This window comes from Planctomicrobium mucosum (assembly GCF_051466335.1).
Classification (GTDB): domain Bacteria; phylum Planctomycetota; class Planctomycetia; order Planctomycetales; family Planctomycetaceae; genus Planctomicrobium.
In genome coordinates, this window is the sequence record NZ_CP195793.1 from 3993990 (window position 1) to 4006804 (window position 12815).

Below are 12815 nucleotides of genomic sequence, written 5' to 3' on the forward strand. Positions count from 1 at the left end.
TAAAAATAAAACGTTTTCAGAAGAGTCCAATCAAAATTCTGTCAAATCGGACAATCAAATGAAATATGGCTTTTCAGGACCCAAAAAATGGAAGCTGCTGGGATGTCTGCTTTCAATGGGCGTGGGCTCCTTTTCGTTCGCAGACGAGCCGCTCAAATTCAATGCAAATGACAAAGTCGTCGTCATCGGTAATACCTTTGCCGAACGGATGCAGCTTCATAATCATTGGGAAACTCTCCTACATTGCCGATTTCCTGATAAAAAGTTAGTGCTTCGTAACCTTGGGTACGCTGCTGACACCATTACCGTCCGTCTGCGCTCCGAGGATTTTCAGAACCACGGCCACACACTGATTGACCATCAGCCGGATGTGATTCTGGCGTTCTTTGGATTCAACGAGTCATTTGCTGGTGAAGCCGGTCTGCCTGAATTCAAGGCCAACCTGACGACGTTTCTGACAGACCTGAAGCAACTGAAGTACCCAAGCCATAACTTCCCGAACGGCCGAACGGAACCTGTGCTTCAGGACATCTCTGGCACCGTTGAGAAGGCTCCTCAGATTGTTCTTGTTTCGCCGATTGCGAACGAGGACCTTGTCGAACGCAACATTCTTGCGGGAAAAAAGAATAACGCGAATCTTGAACTTTACACCGCTGCGATGAAGGAAGTCGCTGCTGCCTCTGGTGTTCGATTCGTTGATTTGTACTCGGTCACAAAGCCCTTACTCGACGACCCCTCGACCGATCTCACCATCAACGGCTGCCACCTGAACGAAAAAGGTGACGCTGCTGTCGCAGAGGTTCTGGATCGTGCACTGTTCGGGACAGAAACGACACCTTCCGGCGATAAATCCGAGAGCGTCAAGAAAGAAGTTGCTGAGAAGAACAAAAAGTTTTTCTACGACTATCGCGCTGTCAATGGCTTCTACATCTACGGCGGCCGCCGCAATCCGTTCGGAGTTGTGAACTTTCCTGCTGAGTTCGCGAAGCTTCGTAAAATGGTGGAAGTTCGTGATGAACGAATCTGGAAGGCTGCTGAAGGCGAGACGTTGCCAGAGCAGATTGATGATTCCAAAACCGGTGAATTCACACACATTGAAACGAACTTCAAAAATGAAGTTCGAATCAATCCACCAGAAGAATCCGCGAAACTGTTTACGGTTGCAGATGGTTTCGAAGTGAACCTGTTTGCTTCTGAGGTCGATTTCCCGGCCCTCGAAAACCCTGTCTCCTTCGCGTTCGACCCGAAGGGGCGTTTGTGGGTCACAACCATTGAATCGTACCCGCAATACCTCCCGGGAACGCCTGTTAACGACAAAGTTCTGATTTTCGAAGACACCGATGGTGATGGCAAAGCGGACAGCCACAAGGTCTTTGCCGACAATCTCTATCTTCCAATTGGAATCGAACTGGCGGACCACGGGGCTTACGTTTCACAACAACCAAACCTCGTCCACCTGAAAGATACAGATGGTGATGATCGAGCAGATCACTCAGAAACGGTGTTGCAAGGATTCGATTCTGCCGACTCCCACCATTCGCTGAGCGCGTTTGAAATGGGACCGGGCGGAGAACTTTATTTCCAGGAAGGAACGTTCCATCAGACTCAGGTGGAGTCACCATACGGTCCAACTCGTGTCGCGAATGCAGCGGTTTTCCGCTACGAGCCCAAGAGCGAGAAGTTCAGCGTCTTCGTTTCCTACCCATTCGCGAATCCGTGGGGGCATACGTTCGACAAATGGGGCCAGGACTTCGTCGCAGATGCTTCGGGTGGAGCGAACTACTTCGCTGCACCGTTTTCTGGCGATCTGGATCACCCTCGCAAACATTCGGGGCTCAAGCAATTCCTCCAGATGCAATGGCGTCCGACATGCGGGTGCGAATTCGTTTCCAGCAGCAATTTCCCAGCCGAAATGCAGGGCGACTACCTGTTGAACAACTGCATCGGCTTCCAGGGAGTGCTGCAATACCGAATGCGGGAGGAGGGATCCGGGTACGCTGCTGAACCAGTCGCTCCACTCCTGCGATCAGCTGATCCGAACTTCCGCCCTGTTGACCTGCAGTTTGGACCAGATGGAGCACTGTATGTTCTCGACTGGTACAACCCACTCGTCGGCCATATGCAGCATTCCATCCGAGATCCAAATCGATCCAAGATTCATGGTCGTATCTGGCGAATCACCTACAAAGGAAACCCGCTAGTCAAACCAGCCCAAATCGCTGGAGAGCCTGTCGAGAAGGTGCTCGATCTCCTAAAGACGTATGAAGACCGGACCCGCTACCGCGTTCGTCAGGAACTTCGTGACCGCAAGACCGCTGAAGTGATCCCTGCCGTCGACGCTTGGATCGCTGCCCTCGACACAGAGGATGAACACTACGAGCATCATGTGCTCGAAGCGTTTTGGGTTAAGCAACACCACAACATTCTGGACGAAGCACTGCTCAAGCAGCTGTTGTCCGCGAAGGATGGCCGAGCACGCGCTGCCGCTGTTCGTGCCCTCTGTTATGCGACAGACCGCGTCGAGCAGCCATTGGAACTGCTGAAAGCAGCGGTTCACGACGAGCATCCACGCGTTCGATTGGAAGCAGTCCGCGCTCTCAGCTTCTTCGACAGTCAGGAAGCACTCGACGCAAGTGTTGAGGTTCTGTTGTACGATCAGGATGACTACCTGGAATACACTCTGAAAGAGACGCAGGAGACCCTGCAGCGGCGAATCGACGCCAAGTCCAACTAGAGTAATACGTTACAGATTTTCATTGGAAGCCCGGGAGAACACTGCTCTCCCGGGCTTCCGGTGTTGATGGTTCTCGCAAACGGATTTACAATCGAGCGACGATGCGCACAATCCAAAATTGCCTTGGTAGAGGGATGGCTTCATGCTGAATCGATACTCCCGCTTATTCGGATGGCTCACAGGAACTGCGTTGACAGCGTCAATGTTCTTCACAACTCCCGTACTATGTGCGCAGGAAACTCCGGAAGCCGAAATTCCGGCTTCAACAGAATCGATGCCGGATGATGCTGTTGAAGAAGACGTGGTCGCTGACGAAAAGCTGACTCCGGAAGAAGAGTATTTTGAGTTGATGCGTGTCTTTGCTGACACGTTTCAGGAAATCGACCAGAACTACGTGGAATCAGTTGATCGCCGGACCCTGATCAATGCCGCTGTTCGCGGCATGCTCGCCGAACTTGATCCCTACTCTGACTACATTGCTCCAGAAGATCTTGCGAACTTTACGGAAGCGATCTCGCAGGAATTCGGTGGCGTTGGAATTCGAGTCAACTGGAACCGCGACACTCGAACGCTTGAAGTTCAAAGCCCACTCGCTGGAAGTCCTGCATTCAAGGCTGGATTAAAATCTGGAGATCGGATCGTTGAAATCAACGGCAAACCGATCAAGGATTTTCCAGTCGGGAAGGAAATCGATACCGCCGTCGAAACCCTGCGGGGTAAGCCCGGGGAATCCGTCGAAGTGGGCATCCTCAGTGGGGATTCAACTGAAGTGAAAAAGGTTCCGCTCGTTCGAGAGATCATTCAACTCGATACCGTCATGGGAGACACCCGGACCCCAGACGGTAAGTGGAAGATGATAATCGACGATGAGAAGAAGATCGGCTACATGCGGATTACGCACTTTACCAGCCGAAGCACATCGGAGGTTCGTGAAGCGCTCAAGACGTTGAAGAAAGAAGGAATGAAAGGATTGATTATCGACCTGCGATTCAATCCTGGTGGACTTCTCGAAGCTGCCGTTGAAATCTCCGACCTGTTCATCGAAGAAGGGTTAATCGTTAGTACCGATGGGAGAAACAGTGCCCATCGCACATGGAACGCGAAACGCTTTGGAACGTACACTGGCTTCCCGATAGCAATTCTCATCAATCAGTACAGCGCCTCCGCAAGCGAAATTGTGAGTGCCTGTTTGCAAGATCACAAGCGTGCCGCTGTCATCGGAGAACGGAGCTGGGGAAAGGGGAGCGTTCAGGACGTCATCGACCTTGAAGGTGGAAAGAGTGCACTGAAGCTGACAACCGCTGGATATCACCGCCCTAGTGGAAAAAACATCCACCGTTCACTCAAAGCCAAAGAGACCGATGAATGGGGTGTCTCTCCGGACGAGGGTTACAAGGTCGAAACAGATTTGAAATGGAAGCAGCAATACCAGGACTATCGCAACGAACGTGACCGCCTGGGTGATAAAGCACCGGAAAGTTCGTTTATCGATACCCAGCTGAATGCAGCGATTGATTACCTCAATCTGCAATTCCAGAAACAGGCTGAACCCAAAGCAGAGGGCGAAGAAAAGCCGGGTGAAGAACCTGCTGCTCCTGCGGAAGGTGAACCGGCCGGGAAGAAAGCTGCAAAGAATGGACGTCCTCCACTCTTCGCAGTCCCTCGTGTTCGAGTCGGTTAGTCCTTCTCGCATGTGAAGTTCGACACTTTTGGAATTCACAATTAACTGGACTCTTGCTTGCAATGCAGCACGCAGAGTTGTGACTACTAAATTTTCGTCAGGGTCGCCGAAGCAGTTGCGTTGCGTCGGCGATCCTGATTTTTGCTTTCACACTGAACGAATACCTTGTGACGTTTTGTTTGTGCTGGTTTGTTTTGATGACTGCCTGCGAACACCGAAACGGGGATGAATCGCATGTCATCGACCACTCAAATTGAAACTTCAAACTCCTCTTCACAGCTGATTCTGGTGATCGAATCGTCGTGTGACGAAACTGCCGCTGCGGTCGTCGACCGGGGTCTGAACGTGATCAGCAGCGTCGTCGCATCTCAGGACGAATTGCATCAACGTTTCGGAGGCGTGGTGCCAGAGATTGCTTCACGGGCGCATCTGTCACGAATTCTACCCGTGATCGACGAAGCGATGCGACGAGCGGAGAAGTCGTTCGACGATCTCACAGCCATTGCCGTCATGACGGAACCGGGACTCGTCGGATCGTTGCTGGTCGGCGTGACTGCGGCAAAAACGCTTGCAATGGTGCTGAACAAACCGCTCATTGCGGTGAACCACATCCACGCCCATCTTTATGCCTGCCGAATGGTCGCTCAGAAAAATGTCTTCCCTGCGATCGGATTGGTTGTGAGCGGGGGCCACACCAACCTTTACGAATGCCGGACTGCGATCGACTACGAACTGCTTGGCTCCACAATTGATGATGCGGCCGGTGAAGCGTTCGACAAAGCTGCCGCGATGCTGGGATTGCCCTACCCTGGTGGGCCGTGGATGCAGAAAGTCGCGAAAAAGGGAGACCGAAAGGCGTTTACCTTCCCGCGTTCGTTCATTCACGATGATCGACTGGCATTCAGCTTCAGCGGACTCAAAACAGCGCTGCGATACACCGCGCTGGGACAACCGGGATCTTCGACGCCTGCACCGGAACTGACAGAACAGCGGATTTCGGACCTCGCAGCAAGTTTTCAGGAAGCAGTCGTCGACGTCTTGGTTTCCAAGAGTCGACAGGCGTTGAAGCAGCGTGGACTGAAGACTCTTTGCATTGGAGGGGGCGTGGCAGCGAATGCTCGACTCCGGGAACAACTCGCAGAGGCATCGCGTCGCTATAAATTTGAGGTCATCATTGCCCCCATGTCATTATGCACTGACAACGCAGCAATGGGAGCGATCGCGTGGGAACTCCTCGACGCCGGGCGCACATCTGAACTCGATCTCGATGTGACACCCGGACTGGTTCGACATTCACGCTAAGCGGATTCCGGAGGAACTGGCGTCGCTGTTCGTGGGGAGTCGAGCGGCATGTTTCGACTGATGATCACAATCGCTTCCCAGATCATCAGTATGGCCAGGGTAACGAGGAATATCGCGATCCATGCAACAGGATTGGCGGTAACCCCTCCCTTGAACTGCTTCATGATGATCAGAACAAGAGCCCAAATGCTCATGATCGACATCAAGACCATCGGAATGCCGGTGACAAACCAAACCCAAATCGCTTGTCGGGTTCGCCACAGCCAAACCGTGACGCCGAGCAACGCAATCGCTGCAAGAAGTTGATTGCTGGCTCCGAACAACTCCCAGAAGGTTCGCCAGACAGGAATACGGCGACCATTCGCATCCGTGGCCGCCTGAAACACGAAGAATAGCGGAGCACCCGTCGTCAGAAGCGTGCCAAGAACCCGTCCCGCTGTACCTTGCAAGCCGGTCAGTTCTTGAATGATAAATCGCCCAAGACGAGTGCAGACGTCCAACGTATCGTAGACAAAGGTGGAAAACGCCATTAAGGCGAACGCAACCCCAACAGACGATGGAATCGATATCGTTTCAAGGAAACTTCCGATTCCCAGTGCGTAGATGAAGTTTGGCTGCGGGTTTTTCACGAGTGCATGATCTGCTGCCAGCGTCATCACACAGCAGAGTGATACGATCGCGACCATTGCCTCGAGAAGCATACTTCCATAGCCAATTGGCTTTGCATCAGCTTCTGTTTTCAATTGCTTGGATGTTGTTCCAGAAGCGATTAGAGAGTGAAATCCGGAACAGGCGCCGCAGGCGATTGTAATGAATAACATCGGGGCCAGTGCGTCCCCCTTCAGGCTCGTCCAACCGGAGAAAGCAGGAAGCTCAATAGGCTTTCCACCCGCGATCAAACCAATGACTCCTGCTCCTAAGGCCAGAAACAGGAAGTAGCCCCCCAACTCACCCCGAGGCTGCAATAAAATCCAGAGTGGAGCGACGGAAGCAATCGCACAGTACAGGAGGAGGAACACATCCCAGATGACATGAGCGGTACCGTCCGCCTGAGCAACAGTCATCTCTGGATTCCACGAGCGGAGCATCGCTGAAACGTCGACTGGAAAATGTTGGCCAGCCACGATGGCAACACCAATCAGCGGCAGAAAGATCAGCGTTGCCCAGCCGGCAGTCAACTTCGTAAATCGAAGCAAAAGTCCCATGATCACAGGAAGAACCAGATACATCAGAGATGAAGATGCGATCCCTGCACCCGTCACCCGATCGCCATTTTCAAGTTCCTGAACGCCAACGAACGAGGCTGCTGTGATATCGGTAAACGCGACGATGATGTAAACCAGGGCCAACCAGATGAAGGTCAGGAACAACAGGAACGCACGAGCAGACATGTACTCCCGCACAACCTCTGCGATCGATTTACCCTGATGTCGCACGGAAGCGACGAGCGAAGTGAAATCGTGCACACCCCCGATGAAGATCGACCCAAAGAGTATCCAGAGTAACGCTGGAGCCCATCCAAATGCAGCCCCTGCCAGAATGGGACCAACGATCGGGCCCGCTGCTGCGATGGCAGAAAAATGCTGATTGAGAAGTGGTCCCTTCGACAGTGGCGCGTAGTCGAGATCATCCTGCAGTTCATACGCCGGAGTCTTCCGTCCGGGATCGATCTGAAGGAGTCTGGTGAGGAGACGTCCGTAAGTTCTGTACGCGATCATCAGCAACACCGCTGAGACCGCGACAATAGCGACCATCATGCCCGTATACCTTAAAACTCTGAGATGACCTAATGGAGCAACGACGCATTCAATGAGCCCGAGTGCATAGAACGAATCACTCAGGTTTCAAGTCAAAAACAGGCTGATTGTTTTGACCTGCAAATTTCAATGTTGTCACCGTGATTGTCTTCGTTTTTTCATCGATCGAGATCACCATCTCTTTACCAGCTTCCTGATAAGAGTTGACGATCTTCGAAAGTGCCTTCTTCATCGGAACTTTCCCCAAGTTGAACGTCTGCGGCATGTTCTTGGTATAGCCAGCATCCTTCAATGCGTCACCATCGACGAACACCTTGACCTGAATTTCGTCACACAGGAAAGTGACAGCCTGTTCAAACGGTGTTCGAGCGAACTCGGCATCGACGATTGTGTTTAGACGATCGACAACAGATTCCGGTAGCTTGGGTTTCGCAGGATCTGTTGCTGTTGTCACGGCTGTTGAGAAGTTGGTGCGGGCCGCTTCGTTGATGGTAAACAGCGTTGCCAATGACAGATTAGGGGTCGCTTTTGCAGGGAGCACTGTTGTAAAAGAAACGTGTTGCGTGTCATCGGAAATGACGGTCGATCGCTGAAACGCTTCAATCATGGCTGGGAGTCGGCCAATCAGTTTTCGGAACCGGACTTCTTGCGGGTGCATCTTGATGCAAAGTGACCGCCAGAGCACCTTCGGAAGAAGTTGCAGCTGAGACGCCATTTCTGATTTCAGCTTCATCGGCCGCATTGTCGTCACAGGGAGTACGGTAAACTCGGAGTGAAGATAAGGGGTCGGATGCATTGACCATTTTGCCATCTCGATATCTTCGCCGAACCAGTCTCGTACTGCCGTGACGAACTGCAGAGCCGGTCCCGGAACCAGCTCTTTGGCGTAGATATCAAGATCCCGCAAGTCTGCAACCACTGAAAAAAGGCGCTGCCGGTCCGTTGTTTTCAGCATCTCCTCCATGGCAGCAGAGACATCCTGATTGGGACGATTGACCGAATACTCGAGGTCTGATGCCAAACTGACCGGGCAGATCGCATAGTTGCGCTCGTCTTTGATCAGATAGCCTTGAGTCTCGTCAATTTTGATACGCAGGTCCGGACGATCAGTGATCTCATACAGATACTTCCCCGGAAACGAGTCAAGGAGCGATGTGAGTTTTTCAGGCTCTTTCAGTGTGACGGCGGCGCAGTATTGAGGTGGTGCTCCGCGACCGGAAAAGAGGACGCCCAACGTCAACGACTCGATCTGAGATGGGTCACGTCGACAAAATGTTTTGATCGTGTCGGCAATCCATTCAGTTACCTCATCGGTCAGGCTGGCCCGCAAGACCTGAAAATCATATTCATCCGACCAGAGTTCCGCTGGCCGGAGATGAATGACCATGTTGACACCATTTGGCATCATCAGAAGCTGAATTGGATCACCGTGAGTGGGACGAAATTCGGCTGCCAATTCGGGATCGCTCTCAAGAAGTGCTTTGCTATAGATCGCGTTCGGATGAGTTGGCCTTGGAATCACTTTGGGAGCAACCGCTTCGTTCCGAGCAACTGGTTGAGTTGCTGTCGTTGAAACCGCCGCAGGTTGCCGAGTCGCCATAAATGCGATGACTCCCGCACAGGCAATTCCAATCACTCCAAATACCGCGTACTGATAAAGCTGAGCTTTCTTTTGACGTGCTTTGCGAGCAGAAATGTAGTCAGACTCGGCGGTCTCATCTCCTTCACTGCTTGTGAGAGGCGACGATCCGCTCGACTTAGGCTGCTGAACTGCATCAAATGAAAATGGAGAGAGAGTTGAAGCGGGCTTCTGTTTTGTTGCGGGTGGAGCCGTAAACGGGTTCGGATCGGTGAACGGATTTTGTTCACCGAAGTTGAATGCGCCAGGCTGTGCATTGGTATGTGCATTGGCAGAGGGTTGCGAGAAGTCTGGAAAAGCAGGTGCAGATTCCGCTGGGGAAGGAGCCGTTGCCTTTGGAGAATCCGTCTCCTCAACCCGATCGACCGGTTCCGGCACGGATGTAGCGTCGGCAGCAGGTTCGTTGGGATTGCGCAGGACAAACGGTTGCTTGCAACCCGGGCATTTCACACTTCGCCCGAAAAGGGAATCGTCCTTGATTTTGAGTTTCGTTTCGCAATGCGGACAATGGAGTGAAACAGCCGTGGACATGATCTCGTTGCCCCTGCGCGTCTGCAGCAAATCAGGTAAATCAACTCTTAGAGAGTTGCCAAAGTAGTGAATTCGCTGTGAGAAAGGAATTTTTTCACCGCAGCGACTTCCGAATTTTCTGCGACCGATGACAAATCCTCGGTATCGCTAGTAGACTGGAAATGATTCTACAGTCTCTTTGCATCCGATGGCAGGTCGCTCATGTCCCAGATGAAATTCGATCCGATCACTCCTCCAGACCGAGTCTTGATGGGCCCTGGTCCAAGTACTGTGTCAGCTCAGGTCCTTGCGGCGCTCGCTGCTCCGAGCGTTGGTCATCTTGACCCGTATTTTCTCCGAGTGATGGACGAAACTCAACAGATGCTGCGTCAGGTATTCGCTACCGAGAACAAACTGACTCTGGCGGTCAGCGGTACTGGAAGTGCAGGAATGGAAACGTGTGTTGTCAACCTGATCGAACCGGGGGACCGCATGCTTGTTTGCGTGAACGGAGTCTTCGGCGGGCGAATGGCCGATGTCGCAGCCCGTGCTGGTGCTGAGGTTCGAAAAATCGAACGTCCCTTTGGCGAAGTCTTTCACGTCGCCGAAATCGAAGCGGCCATCAAAGAATTCAATCCGAAAGTGGTGGGAATCGTCCACGCAGAGACTTCAACGGGCGCGCTTCAGCCCCTCGAAGAAATCTCCGCTGCGGTGCACAAAGCGGGAGGTCTACTGCTTGTTGACTGTGTGACCAGTTTAGGGGGAACTGAAGTCGCGATCGACAAATGGAATATCGACGCAGCCTACTCTGGCACTCAGAAATGCCTGAGTTGTCCACCGGGCCTCTCGCCAGTGACCTTCAGCGACCGCGCCGTTGCCGTGATGGACGCTCGAAAAACCAAAGTTGCCAGCTGGTACCTGGACCTCTCAATGGTACGAAATTACTGGAGCAGCCAGTCACGCGCTTATCACCATACCGCGCCGATCAATATGAACTACGGATTACACCAAGCACTTCGAGAAGTTCTGGAAGAAGGGCTGGAAACCCGCTTTGATCGCCATCGGCGGAATCATCTGGCATTGCGGGCAGGGATCGAAGCGATGGGCCTGAAATTCGCAGTCGAAGAGTCCATTCGCCTCCCGATGCTCAATGCGATTCTCATTCCAGAAGGAGTCGATGACAAAGCCGTTCGTGGGAAGTTGCTTCAGGACTACGGAATTGAAATCGGCGGCGGACTGGGACCAATGGCAGGCAAAACATGGCGGGTCGGCCTGATGGGAGTTTCCAGCAGTCGACGGAACGTCCTGGGATTTCTGGCCGCCTTGGACGGATGCCTGATTTCTCAGGGATACAACTGTCAATCTGGATCTGGAGTTGCGTCAGCGAACAAGTTCTATGGAACTTCAGAGTGATCGAATCTCAGCTTTGAGTCTTCGCATCGGAATACGAACTTTCCAATGTGAAGACTCAACTTTAAATACTTCGATGAACGCTTCCAAAATTCGCGTTTATTCCAAGAGCGGGAGCAACGAAACCCGCGACGCCCCCCCGGGATTTGGTAAAATTCAACGGAGCGATCGCCGATGGAATGGACGGATCACTCGTTTCGTCGGAAACGCAACTGCTCAGGACGGAAGAGTCGCCCCTCATCAGACGGTGAGGCATCGTAAGTCAATAAAATAGCTCAGCGATTGGTCGTCGACTGATCAAGAGTGCCAATGGGTTTGAATGTCATGGCTAAAGATCTCAGTGCATATCAGCAGAAAATAGTTTCCCGCTACTACGACAATCGAGACCAGATCGATGATCAGCGACTTTCGGAACTTGTGACGAGTATTTATCTCGCCAAGCCTGGAAGCAAACAAATGGACAAGCTTTGGATCTCGGCGGGCGAAACCATGGAACGATTGCGAGTGATCTCCAGCCGAGTCCAACACGTCATGGAGAAGCGAGACCCGGCGATCCTCGCTGAAGTCGTCAAAGAACTGCAGAATGGAACCTTGAAGCGAGAACCCGTGAAAAAATAGCGCAGCCTATCGCGACTTCCCGACAGATTCGCGCCGTGACACCCAGCCCCCCTGACGCAACAAGCAGCACATCCAATCAAATTCGCCAGCACAACATGAGGTCTTTTCAGATCGAATCTCTGCGCCAAATCTTCCTTTTTTTGGGCAGAATTCCGGAATCGGAATTGATTCTCAGTACTGAGAAAGAATCGTGAGAATCTGTTTCAACGGTGAGAGTGATGCGGTTGATGGAAGAGTGCCTCGTTGCAGAGAAGCGGCGGTTCCCTGTATTATCGCGTGACTTAGGCAAATTCCGTGACAAGTGTGAATACGTGGTTTCTGATGTAACTGGAGCCAAATTGATGCACTTGATGCAATCTTCTGCGAAACGAAGGAGCCTCAATTGAATTGGCTCAAAGCTTTCTTCGCCTCATCAGTGGGGCGGAAGTACGTCATGGGAGCAACAGGGCTGTTTCTGTGCTTCTTTCTCGTTGTGCACCTTGCTGGAAACCTCATGATTTATGCGGGTTTCGAGGTATACGATGAGTATGCTCACAAGCTGCATTCAAATCCTGAATTTCTGGTGCTTGCCGAGATTCTGCTCTTTTCCGCTTTGGCATTCCATATCGCTTACGGAATCTGGTTGACCTTCTCCAATCGGGAAGCCCGCACCGAGCGTTATGCGTTTCAGAAATCGAAGCGTAAGGACCGCGTACTGACCGAAACAGTGCCGACTTCCGACAAGACCATGTTTTTGACCGGTTTGGTCATCCTCATGTTCCTGATCATGCACCTGAACGACTTCAAGATTCAGGGTGGCTGGGAAACGGCATTCGAAGGGGCGACACCTTCTGACAAAGTGCAGATCGTGTTATCTCATACCTTCCGTGGAGTGTTGTACCTGATCGGTGCGGTATTCGTCGGAATTCACGTTTCACACGGTTTGCAGAGTGCCTTCCAGTCGCTGGGAGTCAATCATCCTAAATACACGCCGACCATTAAATACGCCTCATGGCTGTTTGGATTGGTCGTTGCAGTTGGATTCGGAAGTTTTCCAATTGTTGCCTGGATTAGTGGATGGAGCGCGTCTCCGGAAGTGGTTCCACAAGTGGGACGGGTTGTTAAAGCAATCCTGCTTCAGTGTTAGGTAAATAAGAGTTCTCGGACGTTGAGAGATCGCGTGGG

8 protein-coding genes are annotated in these 12815 nt (G+C 52.2%); 6 read left to right on the forward strand and 2 right to left on the reverse strand.

Features of this window, described 5'->3' with window-relative positions; translation table 11 throughout:
- Nucleotides 1-115: 115 nt before the first annotated feature.
- The 3 genes from SH668x_RS15860 to tsaD all read left to right on the forward strand — a co-directional run bounded on the left by SH668x_RS15860 (nt 116) and on the right by tsaD (nt 5717).
- Nucleotides 116-2734, forward strand: a complete 2619-nt coding sequence (locus SH668x_RS15860) for a PVC-type heme-binding CxxCH protein (RefSeq protein ID WP_437186044.1) — start codon at nt 116-118, stop codon at nt 2732-2734.
- Between the two features lie 142 nt (nt 2735-2876).
- Entirely contained in the window at nt 2877-4415 is a 1539-nt protein-coding gene (locus tag SH668x_RS15865) for a S41 family peptidase (RefSeq protein ID WP_437186045.1), read from the forward strand.
- Nucleotides 4416-4649: 234 nt separating this feature from the next.
- A complete protein-coding gene (tsaD, locus tag SH668x_RS15870; RefSeq protein ID WP_437186046.1) occupies nt 4650-5717 on the forward strand; it encodes a tRNA (adenosine(37)-N6)-threonylcarbamoyltransferase complex transferase subunit TsaD in 1068 nt (355 codons plus the stop codon).
- Here tsaD and SH668x_RS15875 read toward each other — a convergent pair.
- Both SH668x_RS15875 and SH668x_RS15880 read right to left on the reverse strand, forming a co-directional pair.
- Nucleotides 5714-7474 (reverse strand): carbon starvation CstA family protein, encoded by a 1761-nt coding sequence (locus tag SH668x_RS15875; RefSeq protein WP_437186047.1) that lies wholly within the window; start codon nt 7472-7474, stop codon nt 5714-5716. The genes tsaD and SH668x_RS15875 overlap by 4 nt on opposite strands.
- Before the next feature lie 76 nt (nt 7475-7550).
- On the reverse strand, nt 7551-9644 hold the full coding sequence (locus SH668x_RS15880; RefSeq protein ID WP_437186048.1) for an MJ0042-type zinc finger domain-containing protein: 2094 nt from the start codon (nt 9642-9644) through the stop codon (nt 7551-7553).
- Nucleotides 9645-9845: 201 nt separating this feature from the next.
- Between SH668x_RS15880 and SH668x_RS15885 the strand changes: the two genes are divergently transcribed.
- From SH668x_RS15885 to SH668x_RS15895, 3 genes are all read left to right on the forward strand, one after another.
- Complete coding sequence (locus SH668x_RS15885; protein ID WP_437186049.1) at nt 9846-11036, forward strand: pyridoxal-phosphate-dependent aminotransferase family protein; 1191 nt, start codon at nt 9846-9848, stop codon at nt 11034-11036.
- Nucleotides 11037-11342: 306 nt separating this feature from the next.
- A complete protein-coding gene (locus SH668x_RS15890; protein WP_437186050.1) occupies nt 11343-11651 on the forward strand; it encodes a hypothetical protein in 309 nt (102 codons plus the stop codon).
- A 382-nt stretch (nt 11652-12033) separates the two neighbouring features.
- Nucleotides 12034-12777 (forward strand): succinate dehydrogenase cytochrome b subunit, encoded by a 744-nt coding sequence (locus SH668x_RS15895; RefSeq protein ID WP_437186051.1) that lies wholly within the window; start codon nt 12034-12036, stop codon nt 12775-12777.
- Nucleotides 12778-12815: the final 38 nt, after the last annotated feature.